Source organism: Micromonospora citrea (assembly GCF_049629545.1).
Taxonomy (GTDB): Bacteria; Actinomycetota; Actinomycetes; order Mycobacteriales; family Micromonosporaceae; genus Micromonospora; species Micromonospora citrea_A.
The window spans coordinates 328075-347078 of the sequence record NZ_JBNADX010000002.1 but is presented as its reverse complement, the minus strand read 5'-3'; the positions used below and the strand labels follow the sequence as shown (position 1 = coordinate 347078).

General features: G+C 73.6%; 20 protein-coding genes. 10 read left to right on the top strand and 10 right to left on the bottom strand.

From position 1 onward, the window contains the following. Nucleotides 1–31 precede the first annotated feature (31 nt). Entirely contained in the window at nt 32–532 is a 501-nt protein-coding gene (locus tag ACPFP2_RS04155; RefSeq protein WP_424086232.1) for a GNAT family N-acetyltransferase, read from the top strand. A 66-nt stretch (nt 533–598) separates the two neighbouring features. On the opposite strand, the gene ACPFP2_RS04150 is transcribed toward ACPFP2_RS04155, so the two are convergent. Both ACPFP2_RS04150 and ACPFP2_RS04145 read right to left on the bottom strand, forming a co-directional pair. Then, nucleotides 599–1585 carry an aldo/keto reductase gene (locus tag ACPFP2_RS04150; protein ID WP_424086230.1) on the bottom strand — a complete coding sequence of 329 codons (987 nt, stop codon included), beginning with the start codon at nt 1583–1585 and terminating at the stop codon, nt 599–601. Between the two features lie 146 nt (nt 1586–1731). Beyond that, nucleotides 1732–3258, bottom strand: a complete 1527-nt coding sequence (locus ACPFP2_RS04145) for an NAD(P)/FAD-dependent oxidoreductase (RefSeq protein WP_424086228.1) — start codon at nt 3256–3258, stop codon at nt 1732–1734. Between the two features lie 225 nt (nt 3259–3483). Here ACPFP2_RS04145 and ACPFP2_RS04140 point away from each other — a divergent pair, with 225 nt between their 5' ends. After that, the gene (locus ACPFP2_RS04140; protein WP_424086226.1) at nt 3484–4737 is read left to right on the top strand and encodes a hypothetical protein; all 1254 of its coding nucleotides are present in this window, start codon (nt 3484–3486) and stop codon (nt 4735–4737) included. A gap of 41 nt (nt 4738–4778) precedes the next feature. Here ACPFP2_RS04140 and ACPFP2_RS04135 read toward each other — a convergent pair whose 3' ends face one another. From ACPFP2_RS04135 to ACPFP2_RS04125, 3 genes are all read right to left on the bottom strand, one after another. Beyond that, a complete protein-coding gene (locus ACPFP2_RS04135) occupies nt 4779–5630 on the bottom strand; it encodes an aldo/keto reductase (protein WP_424086224.1) in 852 nt (283 codons plus the stop codon). A 131-nt stretch (nt 5631–5761) separates the two neighbouring features. Beyond that, nucleotides 5762–6943 (bottom strand): endonuclease, encoded by a 1182-nt coding sequence (locus ACPFP2_RS04130; RefSeq protein WP_424086222.1) that lies wholly within the window; start codon nt 6941–6943, stop codon nt 5762–5764. Between the two features lie 57 nt (nt 6944–7000). Beyond that, nucleotides 7001–7960, bottom strand: a complete 960-nt coding sequence (locus ACPFP2_RS04125) for a LysR family transcriptional regulator (RefSeq protein WP_424086220.1) — start codon at nt 7958–7960, stop codon at nt 7001–7003. Between the two features lie 37 nt (nt 7961–7997). Between ACPFP2_RS04125 and ACPFP2_RS04120 the strand changes: the two genes are divergently transcribed. Next, complete coding sequence (locus tag ACPFP2_RS04120) at nt 7998–8885, top strand: serine hydrolase (RefSeq protein WP_424086219.1); 888 nt, start codon at nt 7998–8000, stop codon at nt 8883–8885. Nucleotides 8886–9040: 155 nt separating this feature from the next. Then, nucleotides 9041–10021, top strand: a complete 981-nt coding sequence (locus ACPFP2_RS04115; protein WP_424086217.1) for an MBL fold metallo-hydrolase — start codon at nt 9041–9043, stop codon at nt 10019–10021. Nucleotides 10022–10067: 46 nt separating this feature from the next. Here the strand turns inward: ACPFP2_RS04115 and ACPFP2_RS04110 are convergent, their stop codons facing one another. Next, nucleotides 10068–10289 (bottom strand): TM2 domain-containing protein, encoded by a 222-nt coding sequence (locus ACPFP2_RS04110; RefSeq protein WP_424086215.1) that lies wholly within the window; start codon nt 10287–10289, stop codon nt 10068–10070. 209 nt (nt 10290–10498) lie between these two features. Here ACPFP2_RS04110 and ACPFP2_RS04105 point away from each other — a divergent pair, with 209 nt between their 5' ends. From ACPFP2_RS04105 to ACPFP2_RS04085, 5 genes are read left to right on the top strand one after another with little or no spacing between them, the layout of a single operon-like run. After that, nucleotides 10499–12109, top strand: a complete 1611-nt coding sequence (locus ACPFP2_RS04105; RefSeq protein WP_424086213.1) for an AAA family ATPase — start codon at nt 10499–10501, stop codon at nt 12107–12109. A gap of 31 nt (nt 12110–12140) precedes the next feature. Then, complete coding sequence (locus tag ACPFP2_RS04100) at nt 12141–12596, top strand: hypothetical protein (RefSeq protein ID WP_424086211.1); 456 nt, start codon at nt 12141–12143, stop codon at nt 12594–12596. Further along, nucleotides 12593–12805: a DUF2997 domain-containing protein gene (locus ACPFP2_RS04095; RefSeq protein ID WP_424086209.1), complete on the top strand. Its 213-nt coding sequence runs from the start codon at nt 12593–12595 to the stop codon at nt 12803–12805. The genes ACPFP2_RS04100 and ACPFP2_RS04095 overlap by 4 nt, the downstream gene beginning before the upstream one ends. Beyond that, nucleotides 12789–13790 (top strand): ComEA family DNA-binding protein, encoded by a 1002-nt coding sequence (locus tag ACPFP2_RS04090; protein WP_424086207.1) that lies wholly within the window; start codon nt 12789–12791, stop codon nt 13788–13790. The genes ACPFP2_RS04095 and ACPFP2_RS04090 overlap by 17 nt, the downstream gene beginning before the upstream one ends. Further along, nucleotides 13768–14481, top strand: coding sequence for a 4Fe-4S single cluster domain-containing protein (locus tag ACPFP2_RS04085; protein ID WP_424086205.1), 714 nt, complete (start codon nt 13768–13770; stop codon nt 14479–14481). Before ACPFP2_RS04090 ends, ACPFP2_RS04085 begins: the two co-directional genes overlap by 23 nt. A 17-nt stretch (nt 14482–14498) precedes the next feature. Here the strand turns inward: ACPFP2_RS04085 and ACPFP2_RS04080 are convergent, their stop codons facing one another. Continuing rightward, nucleotides 14499–14906: a hypothetical protein gene (locus tag ACPFP2_RS04080; RefSeq protein ID WP_424086203.1), complete on the bottom strand. Its 408-nt coding sequence runs from the start codon at nt 14904–14906 to the stop codon at nt 14499–14501. Beyond that, complete coding sequence (locus tag ACPFP2_RS04075) at nt 14903–15826, bottom strand: ParA family protein (protein WP_424086201.1); 924 nt, start codon at nt 15824–15826, stop codon at nt 14903–14905. The genes ACPFP2_RS04080 and ACPFP2_RS04075 overlap by 4 nt, the downstream gene beginning before the upstream one ends. A gap of 123 nt (nt 15827–15949) precedes the next feature. Between ACPFP2_RS04075 and ACPFP2_RS04070 the strand changes: the two genes are divergently transcribed. Then, nucleotides 15950–16990 (top strand): hypothetical protein, encoded by a 1041-nt coding sequence (locus tag ACPFP2_RS04070; RefSeq protein WP_424086199.1) that lies wholly within the window; start codon nt 15950–15952, stop codon nt 16988–16990. Here ACPFP2_RS04070 and ACPFP2_RS04065 read toward each other — a convergent pair. Both ACPFP2_RS04065 and ACPFP2_RS04060 read right to left on the bottom strand, forming a co-directional pair. Then, the gene (locus ACPFP2_RS04065) at nt 16936–18366 is read right to left on the bottom strand and encodes an amino acid permease (RefSeq protein WP_424086197.1); all 1431 of its coding nucleotides are present in this window, start codon (nt 18364–18366) and stop codon (nt 16936–16938) included. The genes ACPFP2_RS04070 and ACPFP2_RS04065 overlap by 55 nt on opposite strands. Before the next feature lie 73 nt (nt 18367–18439). Beyond that, complete coding sequence (locus tag ACPFP2_RS04060; RefSeq protein WP_424086196.1) at nt 18440–19003, bottom strand: SOUL family heme-binding protein; 564 nt, start codon at nt 19001–19003, stop codon at nt 18440–18442. Nucleotide 19004 lies beyond the last annotated feature (1 nt).

Sequence of the window (19004 nt, the reverse complement as noted above, 5' to 3'; positions counted from 1 at the left end):
CTCAGGGCCGGACAGCCGGACGGGGGATGGGATGACGCAGGTACGCATCACGCCGTGGGGCCGGGACGACCTGGCGTTGCTGCGGCGGCTCAACGCGCCGGAGATCCGCCACCACACCGGCGGCCCGGAGACCGACGAGCAGGTGCTCGCCCGGAACGAGCGATACGCGCGGTTGGCCGGCACCGGCCAGGGCGGCATGTTCACAGTCGTCCTGCCCGACGGAGGGAAGGCCGGCAGCGTCGGCTACTGGGAGCGGGTCTGGCACGACGAGCCGGTCTACGAGATGGGCTGGGCGATCCTGCCCGAACACCAGGGGCACGGCCTGGCCACCGCAGCCGTCCGGGCGGTCGTCGCCGAGACCGTCGCCCAGCGAAGGCACCGCTGGGCGCACGCGTACCCGTCGGTGGACAACCCGGCCTCGAACGCGGTCTGCCGCAAGGCCGGCTTCACGCTGCTCGGCGAGACCGAGTTCGAGTACCCGCCCGGGCACCTGATGCGCTCCAACGACTGGCGGATCGACCTGAGCGCCTGACACCACGGCGCGGCGGCGACACTGACGCCACGCCGTGGTGCCGGATCAGCCGACACGGGCCGGCGCTCAGCGTGCCTCGTCCAGCCGGGTCCGCTGCGCCTCGGTCAACTCCAGGTCCACAGCTGCCAGGCTCTCCTCCAACTGCGCCACCGACGACGCGCCGACCAGCGGGATCGCCGGTGTCTCACCGCCCATCAGCCAGGCCAGCACCACCTGGTTCACCGTCGCCCCGCTCTCGGCGGCCACCTCCCGCAGCGCGGCCAGCCGGCCGGGCGCGCCGGGCAGGTCGTACGCCGGGCCGAGCGGCCGGTCCGCCCGGGTGTAGCCGCCCTTGGCCAGCGGCGAGTACGCCACCAGGGTCAGTCCCGGCTCCACCCGCAAGTAGCTGGCCAGGTCCGGACCGACCGAGCCGACGTCACCGTCCGGGTCCAGCTCGCTGGGCAGGTCGGTACGGCGGTGCAGGTAGGTGTGGTGGTACTGGAGCACCTCGTACCCGGGCAGGCCGGCCGCCGCGGCCAGCGCGCGGGCCCGATCCACCCGCCAGGCGCGGTGGTTGCTCGCTCCCAGCAGCCCGACCGTGCCCTCGGCGACCAGTTCGCCGAACGCGCCGACGGTCTCCTCCAGCGGAACGGTGCGGTCCTCGATGTGCGCGTAGAGCAGGTCGAGCCGCTGCATGCCCAGCCGCTCCCCGCTGCGCTGCGCCGACTCGCGGATCACCTTCGCCGACAGCCCCTCGGCGTTGTCGGTGTAGCTCGTGCCCGGGGCGAGCGGCCGCGCCCCCACCTTGGTGGCGACGACGATCTCGTCGCCGACGCCCCGGCTGCGCCGCCAGCGCCCGAGCAGCTCCTCGCTCTCCCCGCCCTGCTTCCCGTTGACCCAGAAGGCGTAGTTGTCCGAGGTGTCGATGAACGTCCCGCCGGCCTCGACGTAGCGGTCGAGGATCGCGTACGAGGTGGCCTCGTCGGTGGCGGTGCCGAAGAGCATCGCGCCGAGGCTGAGCACGCTCACCTCCCGCCGGGTCGCCGGGTCGGTGCCGATCGTGCGGTAGCGCATGGATCTCCCCTCCACCCGGCCCCCGCCGGGCGTCCGCACTCCACCCTGGACGTTGGAGCGCGCTCGAGGTCAAGCCCTCACCAGGGCAGCACTCCGGACGAGTCGTCGGGATCGAGGTGGCCGCAGAGCAGGTGCGCCCGTGACGCCTAGTTGACGCCCGTCGGCCGGCGGTCCGGCGTACGACCGGCGACCGTCGTCCCGACGGTGCGGCCCGGCACGATCGGGGCGTCCCGGCCGGTGCCGCGCCGGCCGTCGCCGCTGTTCTGCTCGTGGTAGTCCTGCTCCACGTTGACGGTCCAGACGTCGTGACCGGCGCCGTGGACGATGTTCTCGGCGGTCAGCATGGCCGTCAACATCGAGTGGTCCTGGTTGTTGTACCGGTGCATGCCGTTGCGCCCGACGGGGTGCACGTTGGGCAGCTCCCGGGCCAGCCAGCCCCGGATGGTGTCGACGTTGTGCTGGTAGCGCTCGTCGTAGACCGGGTAGGCCTTCGGCATCCGCACCACGTACCCGCTCTCTACGCACCCCGGTCGGACCAGGCCGAGCTGTTCCAACTCGGCGGTGGCCAGCGCCACCAGCTCGTCGTCGGCCCTCCGCCAGGTCTCGTCGTCCTCGAAGACGAAGTACTCCAGCCCGAGGCAGGTGCGCCCGTCCTTGACCAGGTAGGGCGACCAGGAGCCGAAGTTCTGGATCCGGCCGACCTGCACCGCCGGGTCGTGCACGTAGATCCAGTTGTCCGGGAACGAGAACTCCTCCGGCACCACCAGCGCCACGGTGAGGAAGTCGCGGTAGCGCAGGTCGGCGGCGCAGGCCAGCACCTCGGCCGGAGCGGCCGGCCGGACCGCCGTCACCAGCTCGGAGATCGGCATGGAGGAGATCACGTGGTCGGCGGGGACCCGGCGCTCGCCGCCCGGCCCGTCAACGGTGACCGCGACGGCCCGGCCACCCTCACGGTGCACCGCCGTCACCCAGGTGCCGGTGGCGACCTCGCCGCCGCGCCGGCGGACCTCGTCGGTGCAGCGCTCCCACATCATGCCGGGCCCGAACTTCGGGTACTGGAACTCCTCGATCAGGCTGGTCACGTCCTTGCGGTTGCGGCGGGGCAGCAGCGCGTTGAGCACCGCCCGGGCCAGCGACAGGTTCTTGATCCGCTGGGCCGCCCAGTCGGCCTGCAACCGGTCGGCCGGCATCCCCCACACCTTCTCGGTGTAGGTCTTGAAGAAGATCGAGTACAACCGCCAGCCGAAGCGCGCCGACACCCAGCCCTCGAAGTGCGACTGGTCCCGGGGCGGGCGCAGCCGCGCCTTCGCGTACGAGCCCATGCATCGGGCCGCTTCCCGGACCCCGAGGTTGCGCAGGGCGTTGCCGGCGTTGAGCGGGTAGTCGTAGAGCGCGCCCTGGTAGAAGATCCGGCTCATCCGGGGGCGCAGCAGGAACTCCTCGTCGGCGAGCACCTCGTGCCAGAACGCCTCGACCCGCGGCACCTTCGTGAAGAACCGGTGCCCGCCGATGTCGAACCGCCAGCCGTCGCGCTCCACCGTGCGGCTGATGCCGCCGACGACCTGGTCGGCCTCGAACACCCGCACCGTCGCCCCGTGCCGCAGCAGCTCGTACGCGGCGGTCAGTCCCGCCGGGCCGGCGCCGATGACCACCGTGCCGTGACGCTCGTCCATCCCCGTGCGCTCCCTGCGGTCGGTCCCTGCGGACAGGCGCGGATACCCCGTCCCCGCGTTCTCTCACGTCCCCTGCGGGGGAAACTCCCGATCATGCCGCTCCGCGCCGTCGGGGGGCTCATCCGTCCGGGAGGTGTCATCGGGGCCGGGTGGGGGATGACGGGGCAGGTTCGCGGTCCGTCCCGGTCGGCCGCGGGTCCGGACCCGACCTGCGAGGAAGCGCTGATGGCCGACGGCACGACCCAGGAGACGCCTGCGCCGGGCGGCCGTCGTCCCGGCGTAGGCGAACGGGTGGACCGGCTGCGGTCGCGGGCCGGCGGCCTGGTCGCCCGGGTGCCGGAGCGCTGGCGGCACGTCCTGGCGCTCTTCGTCGGCGCCAAGGTCGTCTTCGCGGTCCTCGGCGTGATCGCGCTGGCGGCGTGGGACGGGGTGCCCGGCGCGCCGCCGGCCGACGAGGCCGGCATGCGGACCGCCCAGGAGGCGATCTCCGCGCAGCGCTGGATCTCCCTGTGGTTCGCCTGGGACGCCCTGATCTACGACCACCTGGCCCGACAACCCCTCACCGGGGCCTGGGACGACTTCGGCTTCCCCCTGCTCTATCCGTTCCTGGCCCGGCCGGTGGCGGTGCTGCTCGGCGGGAACACCGCCCTGGCGCTGCTGCTCATCGCCAACGTGGCGTTCCTGCTGCTGCTGTACTACGCGCTGCGGCTGGGGGAGACGGTGCTCGGCGACGACGCCTCGGCGCGCCGGTTCACCCGCTACCTGGTGCTGCTGCCGACCGCGTTCCTGTTCCAGGCGGCGCTGACCGAGTCGCTCTTCCTCTGCCTCGCCCTGGCCGCGTTCCACTACGCCGAGCAGCGGCGGTGGCTGGTCGTGGGGCTGGTCGGGTACTTCCTCGGGCTCAGCCGCTCGATCGGGTTCCTGGTCGCCGTCCCGCTGGCCCTGGTGCTGCTGCGCCAGCACCGCCACCGGCTGGACCCGGGCACCCTGCGGGCGTACCTGCGCAACGGGTGGCCGCTGCTGCTCATCCCCGCCGGGTGGCTCACCTTCATGGCGTTCTGCCGCGTCACGGGCGGGGACTGGTTCGCCTACAAGCACGCCCAGGAGAAGGGCTGGGGCATCCGCGTGCAGGACCCGCTGGGGGTGCTGTGGCACGGCCTCACCGGCGGCGACGGCCGGGACGCGGTACGGGTCTGGTTCGCCGTCGCCGTGCTGGCCGTGGTGCTCGCCGGCGCCCGGCGGATCGGGCTGCCGTACGTCGTCTACGCGGTGCTGATGGTCCTGGCCCCGCTGTCGATGGGCCCACCGGTCTACAAGAGCCTGCTGCGCTACCTGCTCGCCGCGTTCCCGGTCGGCCTGGTCCTGGCCCGCTGGGCCAGGACGGCCACCGCCGACGTCTGGCTGAGCGTCACGCTGGCCCTGCTCCAGGGGGTGCTGTTCGTGGTCTGGCTGGCCTACTGGACGCACTTCGTCATCTGAGGACGCGGGGACCGGCCGCCCGGCCCCCGCGTCCGTGACGGTCAGGTGGGCAGGTAGTCGAACGTGTCGGGGTTCGGGCCCTGCCGCCCGGCCTCGCCCCTGTCCAGCCCGGTGATGCGCTCCATCGTCGCCTCGTCCAGGTCGAAGTCGAAGATGTGGAAGTTCTCCTCGATCCGCTGCGGGGTGGTCGACTTCGGGAAGACGATGTCGCCGCGTTGCACGTGCCAGCGGAGCACCACCTGGGCCACCGTGCGGTCCAGTTCCTCGGCGATGTCCACCAGGGTCGGGTCGTCGAGGACCTTCCCCTGGGCGATCGGCGACCACGCCTCGGTCGGGATGCCGTGTGCCCGGCCGTACGCGCGGACGTCGGCGTTGCCGAAGTACGGGTGCACCTCGATCTGGTTCACCGCGGGCACCACCTCGGCCTCGGCGGCCAACCGCTGAAGGTGCGCGACCTGGAAGTTGGACACGCCGATCGAGCGGGCCCGGCCGTCGCGCCGGAACTCCTCCAGCGTCTTCCAGGTGGAGACGAAGTCGCCGTCGTAGAGGGTGGGCAGCGGCCAGTGGATCAGGAACAGGTCGATGTAATCCATCTTCAGCGCGGCCAGCGTCGACTCGAACGCCGTGCGGGCGTCGTCCGGGCGGTGGAAGCCGTTGTTGAGCTTGCTGGTCACGAAGACCTCGCGCCGGTCCAGCCCGGAGCGGCGGATCGCCTCGCCGACCTCGGCCTCGTTGCCGTACATCTCGGCGGTGTCGATGTGCCGGTAGCCGATCTCCAGGGCCTTGCCCACCGCCTCGACGGTGTCCTCCGGCTCGATCTGGTACACCCCGAAGCCGAGCTGCGGGATGGTGTTGCCGTCGTTCAGGGTGATGTCGGGAATCGTGTTCGCCATCCGGCTTCTTCTCCCATCGTCCGGTACGCCCGGTCCGTCGCCGTGACGACGTGCACCGGGCGCGTGCCACCGGAGAGGCATACCCGGTCGGGCCGTACGCTCACGGCCCGACCGGGGTGATCTGCGACAAGTCAGCCCCAGATGGCGCCGGCCCACTCCGGGTGGTCGACGAACGGGTTCCGGTTGCCCTGCCAGCGCTCGTAGATGCGCTGGTTGCGGCGCTTCTCGAAGGTGTCCGGCGGGTCCTGGGCGTGCCACCGCAACAGCACCGACTGCCGGCCCAGGTACGGCGCGGTGCCGTTGGAGACGGAGTTGTTCATCTCCAGGTTCGGCCAGCCGTCGTTGCCCTCGTACCGGATCGCCATGTACATGATCATGCGGGCCACGTCGCCCTTGACCGCGTTGCGCGGCTCGAACGAGTCGGCGTCGGTGTAGCAGCCCGGCGCCTCGGCGACCGCGCTGCCGCCGGTGTCGAAGTCCTTGTTGCCGCGCAGCGAGTTGACCGAGGCGTCCGTCGGGCGCAGGTGGTGCACGTCGGTGCCCGGGCCGGTGGCGGTGCCGAAGTCACCGTGCGACTTGGCCCAGACGTGCTCGCGGTTCCAGTCGTCGACCCCGCCGCCGTTGCTGGTCTTGCTCTGCGAGCGGCCGGTGTAGAGCAGGATCACGTTGTTGGTGTTGGCCGGGTCCTGGTCGGTGTCCCGCAGCGCCTCCCAGACCTGGTCGTAGGAGAGCCTGGTCTGGGTCCGGATGATCGAGTGCAGCGAGCTGCGCAGCGCGGTGCCGGTCTTGCCCATCGCGTTCGCGTAGTAGGTCGAGTCGTACGGGCCGCCGGTCGAGGTCGGCGACGGCGAGGCGGTGGGCGACGGCGCGGTGCCGCCCAGGCTCATCGCGGTCGGGCTCTTCAACCCGCCGTGGCTGAAGTACGCGGTCAGCGTCCCGGTGGCGGTGATCTGCCTCCCGCGCAGCGACGGGTTGGTCAGCAGCCCGAAGCTGCTCCGGTACGCCGTGGTGACCTGGACGTAGAGCATCCGGCCGGTGCTGGTCTCGCCGGCGGCGTCGGCGATGGCGATCGCGGTGTCGGCGGTGTAGTTCGAGGTGATGACGGTGCTCGAGGCGGTGGGTTGCCCGATCACGTAGCCGGTGACGGTGGCGGTCCGGCCGTCCTGCGCGGCCAGCGCCTGCGTCACGGTCAGGGTGGCCGCCGCGGACGCCGACGTCGCGGCCACCGCCACCGAGGTCACCAGGGTGACGGCGAGGGCGAACGCCGTGACCATCCGCCCGGGTCGCGGGCGGGTGGAGCTCTTCGTATTCATGGATGGCGATGTTAACGGGATCGGGGTGGCCGGCGGGAGAGCGGTGACGTGAACTTCTCAGTGGTGGGTGGTGTCGAACAGCACCGGCCAGGGCCGGGCCGACGGCACGACCGGGGCCGGCGGTGGCGGCTCCTCGGCGGCCAGCACCTCGGCGGCGAGCTGGGCGAACATCACCGCCGCCGGGTGCGCCGAGCGGTCCGGCCAGGCCGCCGACGTCCGCTTGACCAGGGGTGCGCCGGCGAGCGGACGCCACGCGATCCGAGGCTCCCGCCGGGCGGACGCCGCCGGCTCCAACGCCACCGCCCCACCCGCCAGCAGCAGACCGAAGATGAACTCGGGGTTACGGGCCGGGCGTACCCGGCGGGGTGTGAAGCCGTGCCGGCGGCAGACGTCCAGGACGTGGTCGTACCAGCCGGGCGCGGTGGGCCGGGGCGGGCCGACCAGGTCCAGCCCGGCCAGGTCGGCCAGCGCCACCGCACGCGGCCGGGCCAGCGGCGAGGCCCGGGGCAGCAGCACCCCCACCGGTACGTCCACCGGTGGGCCGAAGCGCAGCCCGTCCGCCTGCACCGGGTGGTGCAGCAGCCCCGCGTCGAGCCGTCCCTCGGCGAGCATCCGCACCTGCTCGCCGCTGGTCAGCTCGTGCAGGTCGACGTCGAGCCCGGGCGCGGCGACGGCGAGCCGGTCCAGCAGGGCGCGCAGCGTCACCGCCGGGGTCTCCGGCGGCACCCCGGCCCGAAAGACGCCGAGCGCGCCCTCGCGGACCTGGCGCATCAGGTGGCGTAGCCGGCGCTCCCCGGCCAGCAGCTCGTCGGCCTCACCGAGCAGCAGCTGGCCGGAGGTGGTGAGCCGGACCTGCCGGCGGGACCGGTCGAACAGCTCCACCGCCAGCTCCCGCTCCAGCCGCTGGATCGACTGGCTCAGCGGCGGCTGCGCCATGCCCAGCGCCTCGGCGGCCCGGCCGAAGTGCAGCTCGCGGGCGACCACCACGAAGTGCCGCAGGTGGCGGAGCAGGTCCACGCAGGGACCCTACGACAGCGCCCGCTACCGTGCTCCGGTGGCAGTTCAGCAGCGGATCGCGCAGGTCTTCGCGCGGGCGGGGGTCACCGGCAGCCTGCACGTCGTGCCGGTGGACGGGCCGGACGGGCGGGAGGTCGCGCTCGACGCCGACCGGCGGACCGTCATCGCCTCGGTCTTCAAGATCCTGCTGGTGCTGGAGTTCGCCCGGCAGGTCGCCGCCGGGCAGCTCGACCCGACCGAGCGGGTGCTGGTGATCGCGGCTGACCGGCTCGGCGGCTGGGGGGTGGCCGGCTGCGCCGACGACGTCGAGGTGTCCCTGCGCGACCTGGCGTACTTCGCCATGTCGGTCAGCGACAACACCGCCGCCGACCTGCTGCTGCGCCGGGTCGGGGCGGACGTGCTGCCGATGCTCGCCGCCGAGCTGGAGCTGGGGTGTACCCGGGTCCGGGGTGGACCGCGCGACCTGGTGGAGCTGATGCTCGCCGACGTGGGCGCCCGTACCGAGGCGGACTTCGCCCGGATCCTCCCGACCCTGCCCGAGGAGCGGATCCGGGCGATGCGGGTCTTCGACCCGGAGCGGACCTCGTCGAGCACCGCCCGCGACCTCACCCGGCTGCTCACCCTGATCTGGCGCGACCGGGCCGGCCCGGCCGTCGCCTGCGCCACCGTGCGGGAACTGATGTCCCGCCAGCTCGTACGGACCCGGCTCGCCTCCGGCTTCCCGCCCGGGGTGCGGGTGGTGTCGAAGACCGGCACCCTGCCCGGGCTCTACCTCGACGCCGGAGTGGCCGAGTACCCGGACGGCACCCGGTACGCGATGGCCGTCCTCGTCCGCGCCGCGCACCTCGGCACCCACCGCAGCGACGTGGACCTGGCCATGGGCGAGGCCGCCCGGATCGCCGTGCAGGCGCTGCGCGACACCTGAATCCGCCGTCGGTCCGGCCCATCGACAGCGGTGGTGAGCTGGCCCGATATCCGCACCGGTATCGACGGTTGCGGCATCCGGTCTTGGACGCCACGGCCGGCGTGGTGGTGGGCTGTGGGTCGACCACGTACCGCGTGAGACGGGGAGGATCCACCATGTCCGCACACCAGCTCGACCGCCGCCGCTTCCTGCGCGACACCGCCGCCGGGGCCGCCGCGCTCACCGCCGGCGGGCTCGTCGCCGGCACGCCCGCCGCAGCCGCGCCGGTCACCGCGCCCGCCGCCGCGACCCGGCCCGCCCGCTCCGGGCCGGTCACCTTCCGCTGGTGGGGGACCTCCGGCTGGCGGATCGACATCGGCGAGCGGACCGTGCTGGTCGACCCGTACCTCAGCCGCTACGACACCGGCCTGTTCCGGGGCGCGTTCGACCCGGCCACCCCACTGACCGTGCGGTCGTCGGTGGTGGACTCCCTGGTGGACCGGGCCACCACCGTCCTGGTCACCCACACCCACTGGGACCACTTCAACGACGTGCCGTACATCGCCGGGCGTACCGGCGCGCGGGTTTTCGGCACGCTCACCGCCTACCACCTGGGCATCGCGTACGGGCTGCCGGCCGGGCAGCTCAGCCCGGTCTCCGGCGGCGAGGTGCTGGAGTTCGGCGACCACAGCGTCGAGGTGGTGGCCGCGCTGCACAGCCGCAACGCGTCGTGGTCGATGGCGTTCCCCGGCGTACGGGTCAGCCCGCCGGCGAAGCCGGCCACCATCGCCGACCTGCCCGAAGGAAACACCCTGGCGTACCAGCTGCGGGTCGACGGCGGGCCGTCGGTCTTCTTCATGGGCGCCAGTGACTTCGCCGCCCGCAACCTCACCGGCCTGGCGCCCGACGTGGCGATGGTGGCGCTGCCGGCCACCGGCTCGACCGCCGACTACGTGCCCCGGCTGATGGCGGCGCTGGACCACCCGGCGGTCGTGGTGCCGGTGCACTGGGACAACTTCGAGACGCCGCTGACCAACCCGCCGGTCGTCGCGCCGAACGACCGTAGGCGCCTGGAAGAGCTGGTCACGGCCGTACGCAGGGCGTCACCGCGCAGCCGGGTGCTGGTCCCCGAGTACGGCACGGCGTACCGCTTCTGAACGAGGGCGGGGCCGGGACCGGACCTGGTCCCGGCCCCGGCCGGTGTCACTTGGCGAGCGGCTGGCCCTGCTTGTCCTTGAACGAGCCGACCAGGATCATGATGAAGTCGATCAGCGTCCAGACGCCCAGGCCGCCGACGGTGAGCAGCTGCAGCACCCCGGTGCCGACCTTGCCGGTGTAGAAGCGGTGCACACCGAGGGTGCCGAGGAAGAAGCAGAGCAGCAGAGTGACGAGCCAGGACTTCTGGGTCGTGACGGGAGTGGTCACAGGGGGTCCTTTCACGAGGGATAGCCGCGGGAGCGTATCGGGGGCCCAGGTCAGAGGCAAGATCATGACTGCGGTGATCAGCCGGACGGACGAGTCGGCCCGGACCGATGCGGTGCTGCGGGGGCCCCTGCTCAGGGCACGTACCGCCCCGCCGACCCGGTGCTACAGTCTGGCCGGCTCGGCGGCGCTCTCGGGGGGAGGGATCGGCGGTGGCGACCTTCCGCGACACCCTGTCGCAACTGCTCAAGGCCCGCATCCCGGTGCTGCACGTCGAGTCGTACGAGGAACAGCGGGTGATCGCCGAGATCACCGCGGTCGCCCACGACCCCGCCCGGGTACGCACCCCGCGCGGGGTGTGGGTCTGGTCGACGACCCACGGCCTGGTGGCCCCCGACGGCAGCCGCCGCAACGGCGCCGGTGACCCGGAGGCCGCGCTCGACGCGGTGCTGCGGCTCGACGAACCGGCGGTCGTCGTCCTGCTCGACCTGCACCCGGCCCTCGGCGCCGGTGGTCGGCCCGCCGACCCCGGCGTGGTACGCCGGCTGCGCGACCTGGCCGCCGCCTACCGCTCCGGGCCGGTGCCCCGCACCCTGGTCCTGGTGTCACCGGTGCCGCACCTGCCGGTGGAGCTGACCAAGGACGTCACCGCCGTCGACTTCCCCCTGCCCACCGAGGTCGAGATCCGGGCGGTGCTGGAAGGGATGATCGCCGCCAACACCGCCGGCGGCCGGATCCGCATCGACCTCGACGCGCAGGGGCGCGAACGCCTGGCCAAGGCCGCCCTCGGGCTGACCCTGCACGAGGCGGAGAACGCCTTCGCCCGGGCCATGGTGGACGACGGCGTCCTCGACGCACGCGACGTCGCCCTGGTGCACGAGGAGAAACGCCAGGCGGTACGCCGCTCCGGCCTGCTGGAGTTCGTCGAGGCCGAGGTCGCGCTGGGCGACGTCGGCGGCCTGGAGAACCTGAAACGCTGGCTGGCCAAGCGGGACGGCCTCTGGCTGGCCGAGGCGTCCGCGTACGGGCTGCCCGCACCACGCGGCGTCCTGATCACCGGGGTGCCGGGCTGCGGGAAGTCGCTGACCGCCAAGGCGGTCGCCGCCGCCTGGGGGCTGCCGCTGCTGCGCCTGGACATCGGCAAGGTCTTCGCCGGTCTGGTCGGCTCCAGCGAACAGAACATGCGCGAGGCGATCCGCACGGCCGAGGCCGCCGCGCCCTGCGTGCTCTGGCTCGACGAGATCGAGAAGGGCTTCGGCGGCGGCACCGGCGACTCGGGCACCTCGGCGCGGGTCTTCGGCTCGTTCCTCACCTGGATGCAGGAGAAGACCCGGGCGGTCTTCGTCATCGCCACCGCCAACGACTTCGAGGGCCTGCCGCCGGAGCTGCTGCGTAAGGGACGCTTCGACGAGATCTTCTTCGTGGACCTGCCGACCCGGGCCGAGCGCGCCTCGATCTGGGCCCTGCACGTGCAGCGCCGGCTGCGCCACCCCGCCGTCGCGGGCGCGCTCACCGTCGACCACGCCCTGCTCGCGGAGCTGGCCGAGTTGAGCGACGGCTACTCCGGCGCCGAGATCGAGCAGGCGGTGGTGGGCGCGCTCGTCGACGCGTACGCCGAGCGCCGGCCACTGCGCCGCGACGACCTGTTGCGCGCACTGGTCAACATGGTGCCGTTGAGCGTCACCCAGGCCGAGCGGATCACCGCGGTACGGAACTGGGCGGAACGCCGCGCGGTCGCCGCCACCGCCGCCGAGGACTGGGACCTGGACGCCCGCAGCGGGACCGGTCCCGGGCGGCACGGCGGCCGGGCGGTGGAGTTCTGACGGCACCGACCACGACGACGAGAGGATGCCGGTGAGCATCTCGCTGATACTCCTGCCCTTGGCGGTGGCCACGGTGACCGCCGCGCACACGGCCCGCGCCGACCGCGACGAGCGGGGCCGGGTGGTCTGCCAGGTGCAGACCCGGATGCGCGACGAGAACCTGCTGGCCGCCGCGCTGCGCGACACCGACGCCGTGGTCACCGCCGACGCCGACGTGCTGACCGCCGACTGGTCGGGGGTACGCGCGGACTTCCGGCGCGACGCCGACGGCATCTGGACCGCGCACCTCACCGGCGAGGTCGACGACGCGCGGGCGGTCGAGATCGTGCAGGGCGTCGACGCCGCGTACGGGCGGCAGGTGCAGCGGGCGGTGCTGGAGCGGTTGCGTGCGCAGGCGCCGGCCGCCGGGCTGCGCCTGGAGTCCGAGCAGGTCACCGAGGACACCTCGGTGCGGCTGGTCTTCGCCGTCGAGGGGAGGTCGGCGTGAACGACCGGCCCCGGGTGGTGGTGACGGTGGGCCCGGACGGCGCGGTCAGCGCCGAGACCCGGGGTGTCCACGGCGATCGTTGCCTGGACTACGTCGCCCTGCTGGAGGACCTGCTGGCGGCCCGTGCGGTGCAGAGCGCGTACACCGCCGACCACACCCGGGCCGGGGTGGACCTCCGGCAGGAGGAGCACGATGTCGACCGGACCTGACGGGAGTTGGCAGCCGTCGCCGTTCCCACCCGGCCCGCCGCCCGGCGCGTACGGCTCGGGTGGCCCGGCCACCCTCGGCCCGCCACCGGTCAAGCCGTCGCCGACGCATCCGGCGGCGGACTGGAAGTGGCGGTTGCTGCACAGCTGGTGGCTGCTCCTGCCCATCGTCGGGTGCGGCTGTGTCGGCGGCTTCGGCTTCCTCTACGTCGGACTGCGGGCCCGCCGCCCGGCCTGGTGGATCGCCGGTATCGGCTACGCGGTGCTCGGCTGGACCGCCCTGTTCCTGGCCGACGGCGACAAGGACAGCGTCCGGGGGGACATCTCGGCCTCGCTGGCGCTGGCGACCTGGGTCGCCTGCGTGGTGCACGGCCTCCTGATCAACCCGGCCTGGCTGCGCTGGCAGGCCGGGTACCGGCCCTGGTACCGGCAGCCGCAGGGCTGGTCGGGCGACGGTCAGCCGCTGGCGCCGCCGCCGGTCCCGTCGTACACCGCCTGGCCGCCCCCACCGGGGTCGCCGGTCGGCCCGGCCGCAGCCGGCCTCCCGCCGGTCTCCGCGCCGCCGAATCCGCAGTCACCCGCCGCGCCCTGGGGCCCGCCGGCCACCCCGACGATGCCGGTCGCCAGGCCCGCGCCGACGATGCCGGTCGTGCCACCGGTGCCGGCGATGCCGGCCACCCCACCGGCGATGCCGGTCGCGCCGCCGGTGTCCGGCGCTCCCGCGTCCGGTCCGCCCGCCGGGTCGACGGTGGACGTCAACACGGCGACCGCCGCGCAGCTCGGCGTCCTGCCCGGCTTCGACGCGGCCCGGGTGCACCGGGTGCTCGCCGAACGGGACGCCCGCCGGGCCTTCGGCAGCGTCGCCGAGTTCGTCGCCGCCGCCGGCCTGGCCCCGCACGAGTACGCCCCGCTGCGGCACGTGCTGGTCTGCGCGCCACCTCCGTCACCGCCACCGGGGACCGGGCATGGACGCGTACTCGATTTCTGAGGCCGGCCCGGTCCGGCCGCCGGTGACGGGCCCGGTGGCGGTGGCCCGGTTCGTGGCCACCACCCGGGCCGAGGGGCCGGGCATCCGGACCGCCGTCTGGGTGCAGGGCTGCGCCATCCGCTGCCCCGGCTGCTTCAACCCGCAGCTGTGGGGCTTCCGTGGCGGGGACCTGCTCGCCCCCGCCGACCTGCTCGCCCGGGTGCTCGCCGCCGACAGCGAGGGGCTGACGCTGCTCGGCGGGGAACCGTTCGACCAGGCCGCCGCCCTGGCCGAGGTGGCCGCCGGGGTACGCGACGCCGGCCGCTCGGTGATGACCTTCACCGGCTACACCACCGAGGGGCTGCGCCGCGCGGTCGACGGTGGCCGCGCGGACGTGGCCGCCCTGCTGGCCTCGACCGACCTGCTGGTCGCCGGCCCGTTCCGGGCCGACCTGGTCGACACCGGGCGGCCCTGGGTGGGCTCCACGAACCAGGAGTTCGTCCTGCTCGGTGACCGCTTCCCCGGCCTGCTCGACGAGCTGCGGCGCATCCCGGACCGGGTGGAGGTGCTGGTCGACCCGGCCGGCCGGGTCAGCGTCAACGGCTGGGCCGAGCTGGACGCGCTGGACGACCTGCTCGCCGCGGCCGAGCTGCGACGCGCCGGACACGTGCCGGCGGCCGGAGCGGTCAGGGGCGGCACCGGGCGGCGGTGATCCACCCGGCGAGCGCCTCAGAGCTGACGGATCGCGGTGGAGTTCACCCGGAAGCCGACCGTCCGGTCGATGATCCGCTCCACCAGGTCGGCCTTGCGGATGCCGGCCACCCCGCGCAGCCCGAGCCGGGCCGCCAGCGCCCGCAGTTCCCTGCCCGACCAGCCGGCGAGGTACGCCGTACCGTCTTGGCGGGTGGTCAGCGCGGCCAGCGCCGCCACCGCCCGGTCCGGGTCGGTGACCGGCGCGGCCGACCGGCGCGACGCGGGCGGGCGCCCGGCGACGGCGGTGGGCGCGGCGGCCGGGGTCGGCACGACCGCCAGCCGGGCCCGCCCCTCGACCAGCGCGGCCACCTCGGCGGCCGGGAGATCCTCCACCAGCTCCGCGAGGCGGATCAGCAGCGCGGCGGTGACGGCCGGGTCGGTCACGCCGCCGCCTCGGCCGGTTGCAGGTGCGCGATGAACTCGGTGGTGATCCGGCGCAGCTCCTCCTGCACGGCCGGCAGCCCCACCCGGGGACGCAGCACCGCCGGCACGCCGCGCGGGGTGTTCGCGGCGAACAGGGTGACGTTCTCCCGCAGCACCGTCGGGAAGACCGGCAGGCCGAGCGCGCGGACCTGGTCCATGTAGCCCTGGTGCGCGGCGATCGGCTGCTGCGCGCTCAGGTGGATCATGGTGAACACCACCCCGGCGATGCCGGGAGCCACCTTGTGGTGCCGCCGGATGGTGGCGAAGCGCCGCGAGTCGGCGTTGTAGCGGTCGACCAGTTCCCGGACGTTGCCGCACAGGTAGTCGATGCCGAGGGTGGACAGGTAGTCCGCCTTCGCCGGGATGAGCAGGTGGTCGCTGGCGATGATGGCGGACTGGGTGACCACGTTGAAGTTCGGCGGGCAGTCGATGAGCACCAGGTCGTAGCCGCCCAGCGCCTCGTCGTGCAGCCCCTCGGCGAGCGAGCCGCGGACCCGGAACAGTTCCCGGTCGTACTCGTCGCCGTCGGCCACGCCCCGGGCCAGCGCCAGGTCGATGTCGGTGAGGCCGAGGTGCGAGGCGATCAGGTCGAGCCGCCCCGCACCGGACAGGTGGGCGTTGGCCGGGCCGGGAGAGACCACCAGCTCACCCAGGGTGACCGCCGGGGTGTCGCCGCGCAGCCCGTCGTACCACCGCTTCACGGTGCGCCCGTCGCGCAGCCGTTCCCGCCAGTCGTCGGGGTCGTAGAAGCTGAAGGTCAGGCTGGTCTGCGGGTCGAGATCGACCAGCAGCACCTTCATCCCCCGGTTGGCCAGCTCCGCACCGATGTTGGCGGTCAGGGTGGTCTTGCCCACCCCGCCCTTGTAATTGATCACTGACACCACGTACACCGACGGCACCTCCCCAGACGGGGGAACCGTAGCGGGCGCGGCGGAGTCTGACCATCCATGATGGCGACTCGCGACGGTCACGGTCTGCGACCGGGAGTCAGGTACGTCGCCGGTGTGGGCCTCGCCGTCGCGGCGGCCGTGCTCTGGGCGGTCGGCATGACCGTCCTGCAACCGCTCACCGAGCCGATCGGGCCGTGGTCCGAGACGCTGCCCGGGAACAACAGCTACTGGGCCCGCGACCTGCGATTCCTGGCGATCCTGGCGGTCGCGGCCGGGCTGGTGCTGGCCGGCGGGGGCCGGCGCGGCTCGGCGGTGCCGGCGGTGCTGCTCGCCGGCGGCTGGCTGGCCGTGGACGTCGCCGTCGACCGCGCCGACCCGCACGGCGCCGGGCCGACCGGGGCGCTCGCCGTCGCCGGCTGCCTGGCCGTCGCCGTCACCGCGATCGTGGTACGCCGGCAGGCCCGCGCCGACCCGGACCGGCCGGTGCTGGCCGGGACGGCCTGCGTGACGGCGGTGCTCGTGCTGGTCGCCGTGCTGACCGAGTCACCCACCGACCGGGAGCCGGAACTCGACCCGGCGGCGGTGGCCACCGCCCTGCTGCTGCTCGCGCTGGCCGTGGCGTGCGGGTCGGCCGCCGCGCCCGCGTCGTCGTCGCGCGGTGAACGGCACCCCGTGGCCCCGGGGCGCCCGGACACCGTGGAACGCCGTCGGCGGCAGGCGGTGGCGGCCGGGCTCGCCGTCGTGGGCGTCGCCGGCCTGCTCCTGGTGCGGGCAGTCGCGCCAGGTCAACGGTTGACGCCCGCCGCCGCGCTCGGCACGCTCCTGCTGGCCGGGGTCACCCTGCTGGCGTGGGACTGGCCGGGCGGCCGCCCCACGTGGTGGCGGCACGGACTGGCCGCCCTCGTCGCGGCGGTCGTCCCGCAGGTGCTGCTGGTCGTGGCGGTCGTCGTCAGCGGGATGCTGCACCTGGCGGCCCCGCTGACCGCCCTCGCCGGCAACAGCCCGATCAACAGCGCCGACTCCGACGTCCTCACGTCACTGGCGGGACTGTCCGCCGGGCTCGGCACGGCCCTGCTGCTGATCCGCCTGGAACGGCTCGGTCAGGAACTGGGCCGCCCGGAGCCGTCCCGGCGGGCCAGCGCCGAGCGGCGGTAGCCGTAGACGGCGTAGAGGAGCGCGCCGAGCAGGAACCAGACCGCGAACCGCAGCCAGGTCACCGGGGCCAGGAAGGTGATCAGCCAGACGGAGAAGAGCGCGCCGAGCGCCGGCACCACCGGCATGCCCGGCAGCCGGAACGTGCGTGGCGCGTCCGGGCGGCGGTAGCGCAGCACGATCACCGCGATGCAGACCACCACGAACGCCAGCAGGATGCCGATGTTGGTCAGCTCCGCCGCCTCCCGGATCGGCAGGAAGCCGGCGATCAGCGCCGAGCCCGCCCCGACGATCCAGGTGACCCGCACCGGCACCCGGCGGACCGGGTGCACCTTGGCGAACCAGGCCGGCAGCAGCCCGTCCCGGCTCATCGAGAACCACACCCGGGTCACCCCGAGCATGAAGGTGAACATCACGGTCAGGATGCCGATGATCGCGCCGACCGCGATGACGCTGGCCAGGCCGGAGAGCCCCACCGAGGCGAACGCCGAGGAGAAGCCGCTCTCCGGGTCGATCTCCCGGTAGTTCTGCATGCCGGTGAGCACCAGCGTGGCCAGCACGTACAGCACCATCGAGATGGCCAGCGAATAGATGATGGCCTTCGGCATGTGCCGGCGGGCGTCCCTGGACTCCTCGGCGGCGGTGCTCATCGCGTCGTAGCCGAAGACGGCGAAGAAGACGGTGGCCGCGCCGGTGAACGCCCCGGCGATGCCGAACGGGAAGAACGGCGAGTAGTTCGCAGTCTTCACGTAGAAGAAGCCGACCACGATGACCAGCAGCACCACGGCCACCTTCAGGCCGACCACGAACGTCTCGAACCGGGCCGCCGTCTTGATGCCGCGGGTCAGCAGGAAGGCGATGAAGAGGCAGAGGATCACGGCGAACAGGTCGACCACGTGGCCCTCGCCGGTGCCCGGCGCGCCGAGCATCCACGCCGGCAGTTCCACGCCCAACTCACCGACGAGGAAGCCGAAGTAGCCGGAGATGCCGATCGCCACCACCGCCACGATGGCGGTGTACTCCAGCAGCAGGTCCCAGCCGATGAACCAGCCGACCGCCTCGCCGAGCACCGCGTATCCGTAGGTGTAGGCCGAGCCGGCCTTCGGGATCATGCCGGCGAACTCGGCGTACGACAGCGCGGCCGCTGCGCTGGCCAGGCCGGCGATCAGGAACGACACCAGCACGGCGGGGCCGGCCGTCTCACTCGCCACCGCCCCGGCCAGGGCGAAGATGCCGGCGCCGATGATGCCGCCGACGCCGATCGCGGTGAGCTGCCACAGCCCCAGCGAGCGGGCCAGCGACGCGCCCTCCACCTCGTCGGTGATCTCCTCGACGGGCTTGCGTCGGAAGATCCCGGTGCCGTTGCCTGCGGAGGCCATCGTCGTCCCCTTCACCGATCGGCGTGGAGTCCCGTGGGGGACGTATGCCCCAACGACACGACCCGTGGCCCGGTCACTCGGCGACCGGGAGGACCACCTCGTTGCGGCGCAGGAACCACGGCTTCCACGGCGGGTCGAAGCGGGCGTACCGGATCGCGCCCGACGGGGTCAGGCCCGCCGCCGTCACCGCCCGGCCCAGCGCGGTGGCCCGCCGGCCGAACGCCTTCTCCGTCCACCGCCCGGAGAAACGGACGGCGGCGGCGAGCTGCCCGGGGACCTCCCGGACGGTGATCCGCGGGTCCTGCGGCTCGGGGGCGGTCGCCGCGGAGAGGCCCGCCGGCAGCACGAACCGCACCAGCCAGCAGCCGGGCCGCTCGCCCTCCTCCTGCACGACCGGCGCGGTCATCGCGATCCGCTCGGCGCCGGTGGACTCCTGCACCACGGGAGCGGTCATGGCGACCGTCCGCCGGGGCCGATTGGCCCCGGAGAGGTACCCGGCCAGCGGGCGGAACGCGGAGTTGCCCGCCTCGACGAGCGTCCCCTCCACCCGCATCTCGGCGACCAGGTGGGCCGGGTACCGGCGCAGCTCGAAGCCCGGGTGCCTGGCCACCACCCGGTACGGCTGCTGCTCGGTCATC

Excerpts from the sequence above, each read along its gene's own strand:
- ACPFP2_RS04155 (WP_424086232.1), top strand. The coding sequence starts at position 32 with ATGACGCAGGTACGCATCACGCCGTGGGGCCGGGACGACCTGGCGTTG.
- ACPFP2_RS04150 (WP_424086230.1), bottom strand. The coding sequence starts at position 1,585 with ATGCGCTACCGCACGATCGGCACCGACCCGGCGACCCGGCGGGAGGTG.
- ACPFP2_RS04145 (WP_424086228.1), bottom strand. The coding sequence starts at position 3,258 with ATGGACGAGCGTCACGGCACGGTGGTCATCGGCGCCGGCCCGGCGGGA.
- ACPFP2_RS04140 (WP_424086226.1), top strand. The coding sequence starts at position 3,484 with ATGGCCGACGGCACGACCCAGGAGACGCCTGCGCCGGGCGGCCGTCGT.
- ACPFP2_RS04135 (WP_424086224.1), bottom strand. The coding sequence starts at position 5,630 with ATGGCGAACACGATTCCCGACATCACCCTGAACGACGGCAACACCATC.
- ACPFP2_RS04130 (WP_424086222.1), bottom strand. The coding sequence starts at position 6,943 with ATGAATACGAAGAGCTCCACCCGCCCGCGACCCGGGCGGATGGTCACG.
- ACPFP2_RS04115 (WP_424086217.1), top strand. The coding sequence starts at position 9,041 with ATGTCCGCACACCAGCTCGACCGCCGCCGCTTCCTGCGCGACACCGCC.
- ACPFP2_RS04090 (WP_424086207.1), top strand. The coding sequence starts at position 12,789 with ATGTCGACCGGACCTGACGGGAGTTGGCAGCCGTCGCCGTTCCCACCC.
- ACPFP2_RS04085 (WP_424086205.1), top strand. The coding sequence starts at position 13,768 with ATGGACGCGTACTCGATTTCTGAGGCCGGCCCGGTCCGGCCGCCGGTG.
- ACPFP2_RS04065 (WP_424086197.1), bottom strand. The coding sequence starts at position 18,366 with ATGGCCTCCGCAGGCAACGGCACCGGGATCTTCCGACGCAAGCCCGTC.
- ACPFP2_RS04060 (WP_424086196.1), bottom strand. The coding sequence starts at position 19,003 with ATGACCGAGCAGCAGCCGTACCGGGTGGTGGCCAGGCACCCGGGCTTC.